19 protein-coding genes and 1 riboswitch are annotated in these 16,391 nt (G+C 38.7%); of the genes, 13 read left to right on the top strand and 6 right to left on the bottom strand.

The window, feature by feature from the left end; translation table 11 throughout:
• The first annotated feature begins 39 nt into the window (after positions 1–39).
• The 5 genes from NYE61_RS05750 to NYE61_RS05730 all read left to right on the top strand — a co-directional run bounded on the left by NYE61_RS05750 (position 40) and on the right by NYE61_RS05730 (position 5,580).
• Positions 40–348, top strand: a complete 309-nt coding sequence (locus tag NYE61_RS05750; protein WP_095309296.1) for a DUF1805 domain-containing protein — start codon at positions 40–42, stop codon at positions 346–348.
• A gap of 107 nt (positions 349–455) precedes the next feature.
• Positions 456–1,232 (top strand): sporulation protein YunB, encoded by a 777-nt coding sequence (yunB, locus tag NYE61_RS05745; protein WP_240033736.1) that lies wholly within the window; start codon positions 456–458, stop codon positions 1,230–1,232.
• A gap of 206 nt (positions 1,233–1,438) precedes the next feature.
• A riboswitch (Lysine riboswitch) is annotated at positions 1,439–1,844 on the top strand.
• A 175-nt stretch (positions 1,845–2,019) separates the two neighbouring features.
• Positions 2,020–3,576, top strand: a complete 1,557-nt coding sequence (locus tag NYE61_RS05740) for a Na+/H+ antiporter NhaC family protein (RefSeq protein ID WP_303447919.1) — start codon at positions 2,020–2,022, stop codon at positions 3,574–3,576.
• A 376-nt stretch (positions 3,577–3,952) separates the two neighbouring features.
• Complete coding sequence (locus tag NYE61_RS05735; protein ID WP_303447917.1) at positions 3,953–5,476, top strand: sodium-dependent transporter; 1,524 nt, start codon at positions 3,953–3,955, stop codon at positions 5,474–5,476.
• Positions 5,473–5,580, top strand: coding sequence for a methionine/alanine import family NSS transporter small subunit (locus tag NYE61_RS05730; protein ID WP_118888790.1), 108 nt, complete (start codon positions 5,473–5,475; stop codon positions 5,578–5,580). Before NYE61_RS05735 ends, NYE61_RS05730 begins: the two co-directional genes overlap by 4 nt.
• A 69-nt stretch (positions 5,581–5,649) precedes the next feature.
• On the opposite strand, the gene NYE61_RS05725 is transcribed toward NYE61_RS05730, so the two are convergent.
• Both NYE61_RS05725 and NYE61_RS05720 read right to left on the bottom strand, forming a co-directional pair.
• Positions 5,650–6,615 carry a M23 family metallopeptidase gene (locus NYE61_RS05725; RefSeq protein ID WP_285844997.1) on the bottom strand — a complete coding sequence of 322 codons (966 nt, stop codon included), beginning with the start codon at positions 6,613–6,615 and terminating at the stop codon, positions 5,650–5,652.
• A gap of 36 nt (positions 6,616–6,651) precedes the next feature.
• Positions 6,652–7,212, bottom strand: coding sequence for a YhcN/YlaJ family sporulation lipoprotein (locus NYE61_RS05720; RefSeq protein WP_303447915.1), 561 nt, complete (start codon positions 7,210–7,212; stop codon positions 6,652–6,654).
• 195 nt (positions 7,213–7,407) lie between these two features.
• Here NYE61_RS05720 and NYE61_RS05715 point away from each other — a divergent pair, with 195 nt between their 5' ends.
• A complete protein-coding gene (locus tag NYE61_RS05715; RefSeq protein ID WP_095309286.1) occupies positions 7,408–7,683 on the top strand; it encodes a YutD family protein in 276 nt (91 codons plus the stop codon).
• 27 nt (positions 7,684–7,710) lie between these two features.
• On the opposite strand, the gene NYE61_RS05710 is transcribed toward NYE61_RS05715, so the two are convergent.
• Both NYE61_RS05710 and NYE61_RS05705 read right to left on the bottom strand, forming a co-directional pair.
• On the bottom strand, positions 7,711–7,980 hold the full coding sequence (locus NYE61_RS05710) for a hypothetical protein (protein ID WP_095309277.1): 270 nt from the start codon (positions 7,978–7,980) through the stop codon (positions 7,711–7,713).
• A 131-nt stretch (positions 7,981–8,111) separates the two neighbouring features.
• Entirely contained in the window at positions 8,112–9,551 is a 1,440-nt protein-coding gene (locus NYE61_RS05705) for an amidase (RefSeq protein ID WP_303447914.1), read from the bottom strand.
• A 134-nt stretch (positions 9,552–9,685) separates the two neighbouring features.
• Here NYE61_RS05705 and NYE61_RS05700 point away from each other — a divergent pair, with 134 nt between their 5' ends.
• From NYE61_RS05700 to NYE61_RS05690, 3 genes are read left to right on the top strand one after another with little or no spacing between them, the layout of a single operon-like run.
• Positions 9,686–10,123: a DUF86 domain-containing protein gene (locus NYE61_RS05700; RefSeq protein WP_303447913.1), complete on the top strand. Its 438-nt coding sequence runs from the start codon at positions 9,686–9,688 to the stop codon at positions 10,121–10,123.
• A 10-nt stretch (positions 10,124–10,133) separates the two neighbouring features.
• Complete coding sequence (locus tag NYE61_RS05695) at positions 10,134–10,769, top strand: DeoR family transcriptional regulator (RefSeq protein WP_303447912.1); 636 nt, start codon at positions 10,134–10,136, stop codon at positions 10,767–10,769.
• Between the two features lie 40 nt (positions 10,770–10,809).
• Entirely contained in the window at positions 10,810–11,580 is a 771-nt protein-coding gene (locus tag NYE61_RS05690; RefSeq protein WP_303447911.1) for a TIGR01457 family HAD-type hydrolase, read from the top strand.
• A 252-nt stretch (positions 11,581–11,832) separates the two neighbouring features.
• On the opposite strand, the gene NYE61_RS05685 is transcribed toward NYE61_RS05690, so the two are convergent.
• Positions 11,833–12,348, bottom strand: a complete 516-nt coding sequence (locus tag NYE61_RS05685) for a phosphatidylglycerophosphatase A (RefSeq protein WP_095309267.1) — start codon at positions 12,346–12,348, stop codon at positions 11,833–11,835.
• Positions 12,349–12,430: 82 nt separating this feature from the next.
• On the opposite strand from NYE61_RS05685, the gene NYE61_RS05680 reads away from it, so the two are divergent.
• Positions 12,431–13,399, top strand: coding sequence for a hypothetical protein (locus tag NYE61_RS05680; protein ID WP_240033737.1), 969 nt, complete (start codon positions 12,431–12,433; stop codon positions 13,397–13,399).
• A gap of 114 nt (positions 13,400–13,513) precedes the next feature.
• Positions 13,514–14,479 carry a D-glycerate dehydrogenase gene (locus tag NYE61_RS05675; protein ID WP_303447910.1) on the top strand — a complete coding sequence of 322 codons (966 nt, stop codon included), beginning with the start codon at positions 13,514–13,516 and terminating at the stop codon, positions 14,477–14,479.
• A 38-nt stretch (positions 14,480–14,517) separates the two neighbouring features.
• On the opposite strand, the gene NYE61_RS05670 is transcribed toward NYE61_RS05675, so the two are convergent.
• Complete coding sequence (locus NYE61_RS05670) at positions 14,518–14,742, bottom strand: NifU family protein (RefSeq protein ID WP_095309261.1); 225 nt, start codon at positions 14,740–14,742, stop codon at positions 14,518–14,520.
• Between the two features lie 392 nt (positions 14,743–15,134).
• Here NYE61_RS05670 and NYE61_RS05665 point away from each other — a divergent pair, with 392 nt between their 5' ends.
• Together NYE61_RS05665 and dapF are read left to right on the top strand one after the other, a co-directional pair.
• Positions 15,135–15,464 carry a YuzD family protein gene (locus NYE61_RS05665; protein ID WP_303447908.1) on the top strand — a complete coding sequence of 110 codons (330 nt, stop codon included), beginning with the start codon at positions 15,135–15,137 and terminating at the stop codon, positions 15,462–15,464.
• Between the two features lie 15 nt (positions 15,465–15,479).
• Positions 15,480–16,346 carry a diaminopimelate epimerase gene (gene dapF, locus NYE61_RS05660; protein WP_303447907.1) on the top strand — a complete coding sequence of 289 codons (867 nt, stop codon included), beginning with the start codon at positions 15,480–15,482 and terminating at the stop codon, positions 16,344–16,346.
• Positions 16,347–16,391 lie beyond the last annotated feature (45 nt).

The raw sequence follows: 16,391 nt of genomic DNA, 5'->3' as shown, positions 1-16,391 counted from the left end.
ATACACATATATGGTACATTGCGAAGGGGGCAATTCATTATGATTACGGTAAATCCACTTGAAGTAGACGGCATGATTTTTATGGCAGTACGTGTTGAGCTTCCAAAAACGAATTTGCTGACGATATCCAATGACATTGGCTATATTATGTGTGCGGCATTGGATGTAGATATTTTTAATGAAGTTCCAAAATTAATGGAGCGTAATGTTATCGCGGGGCGTGCGATGGGTGTGCGAACGATCGATGAATTATTACACGCTCCATTACAGAAGATAACAGATGCTTCAAAAGCTTATGGCTGGGAAGTTGGTATGACGGGTAAAGAAGCTTTGTTAAGAATATCATAATTAATGCAAATGTCTTCCATTAGGGAGGCATTTTTATTATGTTTATAAATTACTTAGTCTACCCCCTGTGGAACAAGCATAGGATTATTCCAGAGGGGGTTCCTGAGTTGAGACATAAAAAACGTTTTCGCAAACGAACAGCATTGCCTCCAGGGAAACATATTTTAATCATAACGATGATTATTTTTGTAGTCTGTGTATTTTTAAGTATGCAATTAATTGATAAACGAATTGAACCAGTTCTAATGCATATAGCGGAAAGAAGAGTCGATGAGTTTGCAACGCGGGCGATCAATTCAGCCGTTCGGTATGTTGAAGATTATAGTTTTGATGACATGGTAAATATTACATATGACAATGAAGGGAATTTTTCAACGTATAACTGGAACAATTCTATCATCAGTGAAATTAATCGAGTCGCAACAGACAGGGTGGAAGAATTTTTCATCAACGTTAACCGCGGTGACCCATTGGAATTTGAAGATCCGCTTACCGAACCATATGAATATAGTGATGGTGCTGAAGATATGGCGAAACAGGATCCGACATTGGTTGAGATCCCTTTAGGGCAGGTTACCGGAAATACGGTACTTGCAAACCTAGGTCCGAAAATACCGATTAATTTCGAGGTTGTAGGGAATGTTCGGACAAATGTTGTACGTGAAATTGAGGAATTTGGTATTAATGGTGCTTGGGTATCGCTTTATATTAATGTAGAGGCGGATGTGCAGATTGTCATCCCATTTACATCCGATGTAACAACAGTTAATACGGAGATATACTTGGATGGTAGTGCCATTATGGGCAAGGTTCCAGATTTCTATGGTGGTGGCAGTGATGGTCCGTCAATTGCTATACCAAAAGACGACTTGCAGAATAACTAAAAATCTAGTATAGTATGGGAGTAACTATGTGTATTCAAAAGGAGGATAAAAAGGACCGAGAAGTTCGAGGCAGCGTAGCTTCCCGTACCGGAACGTATGCAATTAATACGTGAGGAACGGAAAAGCAAGCTAACGAAGAAATTCGAAGTGTCACTTTTACCGGACTTTATGAATATCCTTTAACTCAATAATAAACCTTATCAGATCGGTGAGGTAGAGGCGCAAATATTATAAGTAATCCACCGGAGAATGACAACAGTGATGGTTGGTGAAAGGGGTATTTGCCGAAGCGTAATAAGAGTCAAACTTATTATTTGCTGGTACATCTTTGAACAAGAGATGTACTGTCATGCTTAAAGTGAGAGTTCAAAAAAGAGGATAAAAAGGACCGAGAAGTTCGAGGCGGCGAAGCTCCCCGTACCGTAACGTATGCAATTAATACGTGAAGAACGGAAAAGCAAGCCAACGAGCTTCCACAGGATGTGGTGACTTCGACGTTCGACACAGGACGTGTCGGTACTTAGTCGAAGGTCTACTGATCTCGATGTGTCATTTTTACCGGACTTTTTGAACAACCGCTGAAATGGATGTGCATGGAGAACTACTGATCGAGATGGAGGATAACGTATATTGTAATTGTAAAAAACAATGATGGTTATTTTCTGTCATTGTTTTTTTGTGTGCTTTTTTAAGAAGCTAGCACGTACATATGTCGTAAACCAACATTTCATCATCAACTCGTTTATCTCGAAAACCACATCTGAGAAATAATTATGGGGGGATTACAATGGAAGGTACAATTTATTCGATTATTCCAGCATTAATCATGCTGGTGCTCGTTATTACAACGAGGAAAATTTTATTATCATTAGGATCAGGGATAATAATTGGAGCATTATTTATTCATGATTTTAATGTGTTGCAAGCAGTTAAGGAAATTTGGTATGTATTTTATGAAATTTTTGTTTCAGAGGGAGCACCTAATACAGGAAATATTCAGTTAATTGGATTTTTATTATTATTAGGTATCATGACTGCCTTTTTACAAGCATCCGGAGGAAGCAGAGCTTTTGGTGACTGGATGATGAAACGAGTGAAAACACGTAGAGGTGCACAGTTAATGACAGGCGTTTTAGGATTGATTATTTTTATTGATGACTATTTTAACAGCCTTGCAGTTGGTCAAATTGCAAGACCATTAACAGATCGTCACAAAGTGTCCAGAGCGAAGCTTGCCTATTATATTGATTCAACATCAGCCCCGATAACAGTTATTTCGCCTATCTCAAGCTGGGGAGCTTATATTATTGGAATTCTTGGTGGATTGTTTGCTGCCAATGAAATTACAGAATATCAGCCGATTGAGGCATTTATCTGGATGATTCCGATGAATTTTTATGCAATAGCAGCAGTCCTGCTTGTATTTATTGTAGCGTATTTTCAATTTAATATTGGTCCAATGCGTACACATGAAAAACGTGCGATGGAAACAGGAGAGCTTTTGAATCCAGAGCAGAATACGGTTGCAGGGGATTTAGGCGATGTGTTTAAGCCAAATCAAAACGGAAAGGTATACCATTTATTTATACCAATCTTAGTTCTTTTTGTAGCTACCGTTGTAGCAATGATAACTACGGGTATTCAAGCAACAGATGGAAATGCTACGATATTGGATGCTTTTGCGAATACAGATGTTAACAAATCATTAGCAATTGGTGGTATTTTAGCCGTATTGACTGCTTTTATTTTTCATTTAGTCCAAGGAAAGCCAAAAGCAAATTCTATGAAAATCTTTGTAGAAGGGACAAAAACGATGCTTCCGGCTATTTATATTCTCATTTTAGCTTGGATGATCGGTTCGGTAATCGGTACATTGGAAACAGGGACCTATTTAGCAAATTTAGTTAATGATTCCTCTATAGGTGTTAGCTATCTACCGTTAATATTCTTTGTTATTGCAGCGATGATGGCATTGTCTACTGGGTCTTCATGGGGTACATTTGGTATCATGCTTCCAATTGCAGCAGAAGTAATGAGCAATACAAATGTTGAGTTATTACTGCCGGCATTAGCAGCTGTACTTGCAGGAGCTGTATTTGGTGATCATTGCTCACCTATTTCCGATACGACGATTCTCTCCTCAACAGGAGCAGGGGCTAACCATATTGATCACGTATTAACGCAGCTGCCATATGCAATACTTGCAGCAGTTGTAGCAATACTAGGGTTTTTACTGCTTGGATTGACAGGGCAAATTATGCTTTCCTTGGCAGTTACACTTGTATTCCTTTTTGGGATTGTATTTGTATATCGTACTGTTTTAAAAAGTAAAACAGCGAAATAAATATAGGCTGAAAAATTTCTAAGATGTGTGATGACAGTAATGTCATCACACATCTTTTTTTGTTGCACCAGGAAACTATAAAATTTGAATGCTGTGGATAACTTAGTTACCTAAACGGCTACGTCCAGCTCCAGCGCCCAGCGACTAGCGAGACTTCCCTCACCTCCGTACGATAAGTCAACATCGACTCCCTGCGGTCGTCGTGTTTCCTTTATCTCCTGCGGCTCAGTCCAGTCCGTACGTCGCTAACCGGGCGCTTGCGCTTTTGTTCTTCGTAAGGAAACTATGTAATAAATATATCAGAAAAGAGTAATTATTGTAAACCTTCATAATATAAATAATACAGAGCTTGTATAAAAAAAGGGGAGGTTTGGTCATGGAAAATCGTTCTCAGTGGGGGACAAGGGCAGGTTTTATTTTGGCGGCAGCCGGATCGGCTATCGGCCTTGGGAACATTTGGCGTTTTCCTGCAGTTGCCTATGAAAATGGCGGCGGAGCATTTCTGATTCCTTATCTGTTTGCACTGCTCACCGCCGGAATTCCGATTTTGATATTGGAATTTACAATGGGACATAAGTATCGAGGTTCTGCACCATTAACGTTTAAACGAATGCATAAAAAAACAGAATGGGTTGGCTGGTGGGGAGTTGCAGTAGCATTTATTATTTCAACCTATTATTCGGTAATCGTTGCCTGGGCCATATCGTATTCTGTTTTTTCTTTTAATTTAGGGTGGGGAGAGGATACACAAGGATTTTTATATGGCGATTATCTAAATTTAGCAGAAGTCCCAGGACAGATAGGGGATCTGGTTCCTGGTGTATTAATTCCTTTAATCATTGTTTGGGCACTGGTATTAGGAATTCTATTTAAAGGTGTGAAGAAAGGGATTGAAATTGCAAATCGTATTTTTATTCCAGCATTAGTCATTATATTCCTCATCATTGTTATTCGAGCACTAACCCTTCCAGGAGCTATGCAAGGATTGGATGCGTTTTTTGCACCTGATTTCGGCCAAATTTTTTCACCGGATGTATGGATTGCGGCATATGGACAAATTTTCTTTAGTTTATCCATTGCTTTTGCAATTATGATTACGTACGCCAGTTATTTGCCAAAGAAATCAGACATTACAAATAACGCTTTTATCGTAGGATTTGCGAATTCTGGTTTTGAATTGTTAGCGGGTATTGGTGTGTTTGGTATTTTAGGATTTATGGCTTTACAGTCAGGTTTGCCGATTAATGAAGTTGTAAGTGGTGGAGTTGGCTTAGCATTCGTAGCATTTCCAGCAATCATTAATGAATTCACAGCCTTTAACGAACTTTTTGGGGTATTATTCTTTGTTTCGTTAATGTTAGCTGGATTAACCTCATTAATCTCAATTACAGAAACGTATGTATCTGGTTTGTCGGATAAATTCCAAATCTCAAGGAAAAAAGCAGTCCTAATAGGCGGTGGTTTAGCCGCTGTTATCTCGTTGCTGTTTGCGACACAAGGCGGACTGTTCTTCCTAGATGTAGTTGATTATTTTATTAATCAATTCGGTGTAGCGATGCTTGGGTTTGTTGAGGTTGTCTTAATTGCTTGGATTCTCCGTAAGGTTAAAATGTATAAAGATCATGCAGACGGGATTTCGGATATCCGACTTGGTTCATGGTGGACAATTAGTTTAGGGGTAATAACGCCTATCGTCATGGGATACATGATGTATGGTTTATTTAAGCAGAACCTCCTAAAGGAATTTGCAACGGACACAGGTAACTATGAAGGGTACTCCAATACATTTATCTTATATGGTGGTTGGTCGATCGCGATAGCAGCACTTGTAATTGGTATTTTGATGTCGTTAATCAAATGGAAAAAGGATATAGACGAGAAAAAGGAGGCTAACGAATGAGTGGTGCATCTATTTTTGTAATGGTAATTGGGATGATAATAATTTGGGGCGGTCTGATTGCGAGTGTATGGAACGCAATGAGAAAATCAAAGCAAACAGATTAAAGTGTTACAAAGGAGTCGTTACCGGAATGGTAACGACTCCTTTGCTTATACGTCGGATTTATGGTCCAACTATTGTTTATCTCTAGCCATGCGCTCCCATTTTCGCAAGTAAGGGTAGGGGTCAAAGGACCATTCACTATACCCATTATCCTTATACATCCCGTAGTGTAAATGGGGCGGGAATTTTCCAGATGTTCCTGGTGGACCATAGCCGGTTGATCCAACACTGCCGAGCACATCTCCAGGCTGTACAACTTGTCCAAGTTTTATATTATCATCATAACCACTCATATGCGCGTAATAATGATAAATATTAAAAATGTCACGTATTCCAATGCGCCAGCCACCGTATAGGTTCCAGCCCATCATTTCAATTACGCCATATGTGGTTGACTGAACAGGGACACCATAGTTTGCGAAAATATCTGTACCCTCGTGAATACGCAGCCCACCAAAGCCTCTTCGGTCTCCCCAAGTATTGCGATAACTGTAATTATGCTGAATCGATACAGGGAAGTCTCTATCTGTTAAATTGATATCTTGGAACGTTGCAAATACCTTTGCCGTATTCATGATAGTTTGAACGGTTAAATCACGCTGATAATGATTCCACAGTGCAATTTTAATATCATCCTCTGTAGGACCATATTCTAGAATAAGCATTGCCATCGTATAAAGAACATCTTCTTCATTGGCTGGATCTGCCTTTCCATCACCATTTCCATCTTTTCCTTCTCCATCGAAAGTGTCGATAATAGTTTCGTCCGTTATTTGTGAGCTATTCCCTGGGCCAAACCATAATTCAGAAGCGAATCCTATTGAGATTACTTGCTCAGGTTCATCACTGCTTTTTATGTTACGTTCATAATTATCAATAGCAGCAAAATAGTACCAAGGAATTTGTGTTAGTGCTTCAGTCTTTTTAAAAAGTGCCATTCGCTTATCATAAACGGATTCCTCATTCTCGGCATTGACTGCATTAGCGTTCAAGAAAAAGAAGGTAATAATAATGGAGAAGATAAGCCTGTTCGTCAATGTATTCACCTCCTATAATTAGTTTATTGATAATGATTATTCCACTGTTTCCCTATTAGGTGTTTTTTCCATTTCTTTTATAATGGCTTTTATTGTGTTATCATAATTCCGGTTTTCCGATGTGGATTGATGCAGACTTTGGATATCCTGCATGAGTGTTTCATTATCAGAAACATGGATATTAAAAAAGCCTGGTAAAATAGATGCAGCGGTTTTCTTGCATAAATCGGATGCTTCCTGGGCAGAAAGTTCTTCATTTCTTTGGTAAGCAATTAAAACTTCCTTGTCCGTAACAAGTGTTGCAACTTCCTCAAAACCATTATTTCTAAGAATGATTTTCGTAATCATATCAGCCATTTCATTACGATCGATTGTGAGCTGCTGTTCACCGTTTTCCAGTTCATTATCCAGTTGATCCTTTGTGTAACGTACGTATCCCAGCTTTGAGCTAAGCTCATCATCCGTGGGTTCTGGCGCATTTCTTGTAGGATCCAATTCATCAAGTATTTGTTCACGATCACCTTCTGAGTTGTCAAATGTTGTACAACCTACAAGCATCGTAGTTATCGTAAGCATTATAATAAGGATTGCTTTCATGTTCTTCCTCCTACATATAAAAGGTTGTTCAACAGTCCGGTGTCATCCCGCTCTTGAACACGCAATTATAATTTGATTAGTCCTAGTTTCTTTAAAAAGGCGAAAATAATGCATGTAAATATTTCTGGTTTCTATATCCGAACGTATGGTAAACTAGAAGCAACTTATGTGTGCATGAAAAGTGGGGTGAATCGTTTGATTGAACTGAATGGTAAAAGCTATGAAATTGTAGAAAATATAAAAGATGGATTTCAAGAGGAAGCAATTAAAAATCGCTATTCCGAAATATTGGCTAAGTATGATTATATTGTAGGAGACTGGGGCTATGAGCAGCTTCGATTAAAAGGATTTTATAAGGAGAGAAATGCAAAAGCATCAATCGATTCGAAAATAAACGCATTAGATGATTATTTATTTGAATACTGTAATTTTGGATGCGCCTATTTTGTGTTGAAGAAAGTACATAAGTAAAAGGTAGCAGTTCAAAGATTTGAGCTGCTACCTTTCGTCGCTTTCTGACTCGTCATGTGTCGGATGTGATCCATCTGCTTGTCGTGGGATGCCTGCATGCTGGTTTTTATCTGGAAATGTAAAGGCGCTTGTGCGATATTGTCCCTCGCCCCAAGGTTCAGATTTACTTGATACTTTTTCATTATCGTTGATTGCAGAACCAAATGGTCCTTCTGGAAATTCTTCAGGTATTAACTGATTACGTTGTTTGTCTACATTTGAGAAATCCGAAAAATGCTTATTCTTTTTCTCTGACATAATCGTACACCTCTTTCCAAAATAGATGTGATTTTGTGGATAGGAATAGTATTTGCCAAACGTTAAATCATATTCGATAAAAAACAGCTTATAAACAGTAAAAAAGTATAAAAAACAGTCATTCCATTTTATTAGAATGACTGTGCCACTTCATTATTGCAAAGCATATAACCTCTAAATTTCTTTTCAATTAATCTGCCTAGGCGGAATATAGCATCCTCATTACCAATGGCACTCATGATTTGAATACTAATTGGCATATTGTTTTCATCTGTTCCAACAGGAATGGTTAATGCAGGCAGTCCCCATACATTTGCATAGGCTACATAGGGCATATGCTGTAAGAATGTTTTTCGAATCGAGAATATTTCCTTAAACACTTGACCGTGGGGAAGAGCCCCAGAATGATAAACAGGAAAAATAAGAAGGCGATTCTTTAAATACGCTTTTAATAATTCGTCACCTTGTTCGATAATTGTTTCTACTTCACGAATGCGCTTTCTAGATGGGCGAAACATTTTTGCGCCCATAATCGCCCAGGAAAGATATGGATGCACCTTCGTTCGTTGTGTTAATTTTTCTTTAAAGAAAGAGGTATATACATTCGATCTGTCATTGTTATATGCTTCTTGTTCAATCAATTTACTTCCTTCCATCGATAAAATTTCCTGCCAAATTAGAGCGCTGTCTCTGAAGTAAGGAGGGCTGGATTGTTTCGTGGAGAACGTCTTCTCAAGAAAAAGCTCCGTTTGGTTAAGTATATGTTTTGTTTTCTCAGATAACGGATAATCAATTGTACTAGGTAAGATCTCCATTCGGAATCGATTTAAAGGTTTTAGTTCTAACGAAACACCGGAAAGAACCTTATAAAGCAGTCGCATATCTTGAACAGATTTTCCCATTGGTCCAATAGTTAGCATACGGGCTTGTAAATCATGCATAACAGCTGGGAAATGGCCATCATTAGAGATAGTGAACATCCCCGGCTTGAAACCGATGATGCCATTAAAATGTGCGGGAAAACGAATTGACCCACCAATGTCCGATCCAATGCCTGCAGCAGCTCCACCTACAGCAAGAAGGGCACCTTCGCCTCCTGAAGATCCCCCGGCAGTTCTATTTAAATCCCACGGGTTATTTGTTCTGCCATATAATTTATTATCTGTTTCCTGACAGAAGCAAAGTGCAGGGGTGTTAGTTTTTCCTAAAATTATGGCACCAGCTTTTTTTAAACGTCCAACAACCTCGGCATCTTCCCTGGAAATTAAATCCTGCCGGTGCTCTAAGCCACCGGTCGTTTTCATTTCTGCGACATGTAGTGACTCTTTTACTGAAATTGGAACCCCATGAAGCGGCCCTATTACTTCCCCTCTAGCTAGCATTTGATCTAATTCATTTGCTTCATATAAAGCAGCTTCAAATCGGTCCTCAACCATCGCGTTGATGTTTGGGTTCGTCTTTAAGATATGAGCAATATACGTTGAAACAACTTCTTTACTCGTAATTTGCTTATTTTGAATTGCACCGGCTATTGATGTTGCATCCATCGCAACAAGTTGACTTTCTTTCATTGTGCGTCCCTCATTATAAAATTGTAATTATTCATTTATACAAACCTTCATAGCTTAAATATACCATGTTTTGATTCATAAACATATGGAATATGATATGATAAAATTATAGACAGATATCGGGGGGAATATGTATGTATTTCGTGGATCGTAGCAAAATTGAAAATACGCTTTTATATTTAGACCAAATCTTAGAACAGTTAAAAAATCATCAAGCTACTAGCTTCACAGATAAATTAAGTTTGGAACGTATGGTTCATGTAAGTATTGAAGCAATGCTGGATGTCGGGAACATGATGATTGATGGATTTATTATGAGGGATCCGGGAAGCTATGATGATATCATTGATATTTTAGTCGATGAAAAGGTTCTGCCACAGGATGAGGAAGGAGCATATAAAATGTTCGTATCGCTTCGTAAAATGCTTGTTTCGGAATATACAAAAGTAAACCATAATGCTTTGTTAGAGGCAATACACGGATATCATCCAGTTTGGAGCCAGTTTAGCAGCAGAATTAGGACGTATTTGAATAATGAGCTAGGAGTAGCAAACGCATTTTCTAACGAATGAAGGTGGGATTATGAGTAAGCGCACGCCAACAAAACAGCGACTATTAACTATTTTAAAAAAGGCCAATGACCTTACAATTACTGAAATCATGGAGCATTTTACTATTTCTGAAATCGCTGTCAGAAAACAACTTCATGAGCTTGTCCAGCAAGGTTTTGTTAAGCAGCAGTCCCATAAGCAAAAGCTCGGTAGACCATATCTTACGTATGATCTTACACAAAAGGGTCATGAAACATTTCCGAATCAGTATAAATCAATTCCAGTGGAGCTCCTTGAAGATTTAGAAGAATTGCACGGACCTCAAGCTGTACGTGCGTTATTAGATAAGCATGGCGAACGGGAAAAAGCCTATATGGATAACGTAATACAGGAGGACGACCTGGATAAAAAAGTGGCGGAAATGGTTCGGATTCAAAATGAAAGGGGATATATGGTGGAGGTTGAGAAGGTGGCTGAAGGAGACTTTGAGGTTAGAAATTACAATTGCCCGGTCGCAGCTATTGCCAGGTGCTACCACCAAATGTGTACAAACGAACAAAAACTCTATGAGGAAATCTTTCCTGGAAGTGAAGTCAGCGCGTATTCCTTTATTACACAGGGTGATCATGTTTGTAAATGGAAAATAAAAAATCCGAATGGAAGGTGACTAGATCATCTTCTTTTTATTTCGAGGAGAGGTTTAATATATGAGAGATTATAAAGGTTATCTAATTGACTTAGACGGGACAATGTATCGTGGAACAGAAGCGATTGCAGGAGCAGCAGAATTTATTAATGAGCTCCACTTAAAGGAGATCCCTTATTTATTTGTCACGAATAATTCTTCTAAAACTCCAGAGGATGTAGCGAACAAATTAAATGCGATGGAGATTAAAGCTGCAGCCAATCAAATTGTAACATCTGCTACTGCAACAGCCAATTACATAAAATCCATCAAGGAAAAAGCGAGCTGTTTTGTTATTGGTGAAAAAGGATTGCTAGAAGCATTGGAAGCAAGTGGAATGATTATTACGGATACGGAGTGCGATTTTGTTGTAATGGGAATTGATCGCCAAATAACGTACGAAAAATTTACACAAGCTTGTCTTGCTATCCGAAATGGAGCAAAGCTGATAGCTACGAACGGTGATGTCGCTATACCTACAGAACGTGGTCTTCTTCCGGGTAACGGTGCTCTCGTTTCAGTTGTTTCGGTTAGCACTGGAGAAAATCCGCTATTTATTGGAAAGCCTGAATCAATAATTATGGAAGAGGCGCTTAAGCTATTGGGATTAACGAGAGAAGAAACATTGATGGTTGGTGATAATTATCAGACTGATATTTCAGCTGGTATCCGTGCAGGAATTGACACATTAATGGTTTTTACTGGCGTGACTCCATTTGAAGACTTAGATAGCTTGGAGATTCCGCCAACATATTATGTCCACCAATTAACAGAATGGCTTGATAAAATTTAGGAAAGAGGCTGAGACAAAAGTTTTTTTCTGAAATAAAAACCGAACATGATTGATGCAAATAACTCACTCCGGAAATATACTTCGCGCATCCAGAGGCGGCTGGTGAACCCCTTTGTGCTATCGCACTACGGTGTCTCACCTATGCCTTACCTCCCACTGGAGTCTACGTATATTTCCTAAGCTAAGCTTATGCATCGTTCGTCTTTAACATTAAACACTTTTGTAATGTCCCAGCTTCCTTTTCTTTATGCATTATGCATCAACATCATCTAGCGCATCTGCGTCACTATGTGCTAATCTGCTTGAGGCAGCAGCAGCGATTGCTCCAACAATATCATCGAGGAAAGTATGAATTTCACCGCTGGATTTATCGTTTAATTTTTTCAGAATTCCGGGCTTCTGTTTATCGATATAACCGAAGTTGGTCATACCAATTGATCCATATACATTAACAATGGAAAGTGCGATTACCTCGTCAATTCCATAAAGCCCTTCATCCGTCTCAATGGTTTTTTGCAATGGCTGACTTAGTTTCTTTTGTTCTGCAAGCATATCAAGCTCGATACCTGTTAAAATTGCATTTTGTACCTCTCGTTTTGTTAATACACGCTCAACATTGTGCAGGCAATCATCCATAGACAAATCGTTATGATATTTTGATTGTAAATAATAAACAAGCTCAGCGATATCCTCTACTTTAACCCCGCGGTCTTTTAACGCTTTTCTTGCATTCACTTCAAGTTCGCTTTTTTTCGTATACTTCGCCATTTAAAATCACCTTTTCATTATTATAGTTAAAATATCTTTGGTACATTCATACACTTTAATAAAAGAAGAAAAAGGGGAGATCATGTTGCCACTAACAGGAATGCTTGCTATTTATTACCGTATCCATCCAGAGCGGAAAATATTATTTGGAAATAAAGAAGGATACAAGCAAGGTGATAGTATTTATTTTACCATTTCAGGAAGAAACAAGGAAACAATTCTTACTGAGCAAGCGGCAGTAACTTATTTTTTAAAGGAACAACCAGTGGAAATAATGACACTTCCAATCCCGAATTTACAAGGAGAATGGTTTACATCCTATGGTGAAAACATATGGATGGTTATCCAAATGCAGCAAGTAGATAATCGAGAATATTCCGCAAAGCCTGCGGGAATTCGACTTGCTGAGTTTCATCAGATTGGAACAGCATTTGGTTATGAACCGAAATCAATATCGAGCTATGGGAAGTGGAAAGCATTATGGATAGATAAATTAACAGCTTTTGAGACTGGAATTGAGCGCGAAGCAAAGGAAAAACAGTCTGAATATAATCGAGCGCTGATGAATTTTTTGCCATATATAATTGGAATAAGTGAAAATGCAATTCAGTTTCTGCAAGAAAGTGAGCGGGAACGGCGAATACTTGAAACGGATCAAGGAACCATTACGTTTAATCGCTATGAATCATTGGATTTTCCAGTTATTTGGACAGATCAGCTTGTATATGATCATCCAGCAAGAGATATTGCTGAATATATACGTAGTGTCATTCTAAATAATGATAAAGTCGAAAAGACAATTGCATTTTTAAATGACTATCAACAAGTAGCACCAATTTCGGTTTTTGGTTGGCGTCTAGTATATGCGCGTTTGCTTTTTCCAATTCACTTGTTTGATTTTATTGAGCGAGGCTTTACCACACCAGATATAAAAGGCTTAGAAAAAATAATCGAACAGCAATCTGTGTTTGAAAGTTTTTTGAGTGAATTTTTTGAAATAACAGGCGTGGATGCTGAAACGTGGGGGATACCTATGGTACACTGGTTGTAATTGCTTATTAGAAAATGACTTAATCGGTCACTAGAGCGATTCATATACGGAACGCTTAAATGTTGGATTGTAAGTCGTTGCGCAAGTACAATAGTTGGTAAAGAGAGGGACAGTATGGGAAAAGCTACAATTTATATTACTAGAAAAATTCCAGAAACATTATTAAAACCGTACCAGGAAAGCTTTTCATTCCGCATGTGGGAGAAGGAGGATGAACGTGTACCTCGTGATGTGCTGATTGAAGAGGCGAGGCATGCAGATGGCTTGTTGACTGTACTTAGTGATAACGTGGACGAAGAGCTTTTAGCACAAGCGCCAAATCTAAAAGTCGTTGCAAATTTAGCAGTCGGTTTTGACAATATTGATGTAGATGCAGCGAGTAAACATCAAGTCATTGTTACTAACACACCGGATGTGTTATCCGAAACAACGGCAGATTTGGGATTTGGACTCTTAATGGCCACAGCAAGAAGAATTGTTGAGGCAAGTGCATTTATTGAACAAGATAAATGGAATGAATGGGCTCCATTTCTCCTTGCAGGAGCTGATATTCATCACAAAACAATCGGAATTCTTGGAATGGGGAGAATTGGTGAAGCGATTGCGAAACGTGCTACTGGATTTAATATGGACGTTCGCTATCATAATCGAAATCGAAAACCAGCAGTTGAAGAGGAACTCGGTGTTATTTATTCAGGGTTTGATGAACTATTGAGTGAATCAGACTTTATCGTTTCCGTTGTCCCACTAACAGAGGAAACGGCGAATACTTTCAATCAAGAAGCTTTTGCAAAGATGAAAACAAGCGCGATTTTCATTAATATTTCCCGAGGTGGAGTTGTTGATGAGGATGCATTACTAGAGGCGTTGGATAAAGGCGAAATTCGAGCGGCGGGCCTTGATGTTTTTCGTGAAGAACCAATTCGATCTGACCATCCGTTCGTGGGAAGAGATGATGTCGTCTGCCTGCCACATATTGGATCTGCAAGTGTGGAGACACGCACGACGATGATTCAGCTTTGCTTGGACAACATCAGCGCAGTTCTGCATGGGAGTAAGCCGATAACTCCAATCAAATAAAAAAAGGCAGACATCAGTCTGCCTTAAAGGATATATTATTAGAATACTTGTTCAAGCTCTTTAACGCCAGGAACTTCTGCGATTAACGCACGTTCAATTCCTGCTTTTAATGTAATTGTAGAACTTGGGCAGTTACCACACGCTCCCATAAGACGAACGAGCACTACACCGTCTTCATCTACATCAACTAATTCAACATCTCCACCGTCACGTAGTAAGAATGGACGTAATTTATTTAATACTTCTTGTACTTGTTCATGCATATCCATCTAACCCCTTTCCATACTCTTATTATAGAATGACTACCTATAAAAATCTATCTAAAAATTTATTAAGTTAGATTCAGTTATTTATATTTTATCTTTTTACGAGGTTTTTGTAAAATAAAAGAAACTAAGATAAACTATAAGTAAGTGTTCAAAAGGAAGATGAAAAGGACCGAGAAGTTCGAGGCGGCGAAGTTTTGAGTGCCGGAACGTATGCAATTATTATGTGAGGAACGGAAAAGCTAGCCAACGAGCTTCACAGGATGTGGTGACTTCGACGTTCGACACAGGACGTGTGGGTACTTAGTCGAAGTTCTCCTGATCTCGATTTGCGTCATTTTTACCGGACTTTTTGAACAACCTCTATAATATAGAAGGGGTGGGGGAGTATGAATGCAAAAAAAGTGACCATAACGGTTTATGGAGCAGAGCAGATTTGTGCAAGCTGTGTGGGAGCTCCTGGCTCAAAGGATACGTACGAATGGCTTCAAGCAGCGATTGCTAGAAAATATGTTGCTGACCCAATTACATATGAATACATTGATATTAATCAGCCACAGAATGTGGATAAACATAAGACATTCGTAGAGCAAATTTTTTCAGAAGATTTATTTTTTCCGATTGTATTTGTAAATGATGATATGGTTGCAGAGGGAATTCCGCGCCTGAAAACAATTTATCAATCTTTAGATAAGTACGGTGTACAACTACAGTCATAGAAAGTAGGAGTATTAATGGAAATACCTTTTATCAAAATGCATGGGCTTGGAAATAATTATATTTATATCGATTTATTCCAATTTAACATAGAAGAAAATCTCTTTTCCGATCTTGCTCAAAAGCTAGCAAATGTCAATACTGGCATTGGTTCAGATGGCATGATATTAATTCATCCCAGCGAAAAGGCTGATGTTGGGATGCGGATCTTTAATAAGGATGGTTCGGAAGGGAAAAGCTGTGGAAACGGGCTCCGTTGTACAGCGAAATATGCATATGAACATGGAATTGTGTCAAATGAAAAATTCACAATCGAAACGCGAGCAAATATTGTGACAGCTGAAGTGACTGAAAATGACGCAGAACAGGTAGAACTAATAACAATTAATATGGGGCAACCACAATTGAAGCGGGTGAATATTCCTATGATGGGAAGTGATGATCCTAAAGTAGTTGCGGAGCCTTTTGACGTGAATGGTGAAAAATTAGAGGTGACAGCTGTATCGATGGGGAATCCTCATGCAGTGTTTTTTGTAGATGCAATTGATGCAGCACCATTGTATGAGCTTGGTCCTGTTATTGAGAGAGATTCGCGTTTTCCAGAAGGTGTTAATGTGGAGTTTGTTGAGGTTGTTTCTCCTCATGAACTGAATTTTCGTGTATGGGAGCGAGGCTCTGGTGTAACACAAGCATGTGGTACAGGAGCGTGTGCAGCTGTGGTTGCTTCAACTTTAAATCACTATTGTAATCAGAACGAAACAATCACGGTTCATTTAGCTGGCGGTGATCTATCGATTAAATGGGATGAGGCTGGAAACGTGTGGATGACTGGTGATGCACAGGTCATTGCTAAAGGCGTATTCCAATATGCCGAGCAGAAATAGTTGAACAACTTGATTTCTCTTTGTATACTTAATATATAGTCTGAA

The organism is Oceanobacillus sp. FSL W7-1304 (assembly GCF_037969805.1).
In the GTDB taxonomy this organism is placed as follows: Bacteria; Bacillota; Bacilli; order Bacillales; family Amphibacillaceae; genus Oceanobacillus; species Oceanobacillus profundus.
The sequence above is the reverse complement of the archived record's forward strand: the minus strand, read 5'-3'. Positions and strand labels throughout refer to the sequence as shown.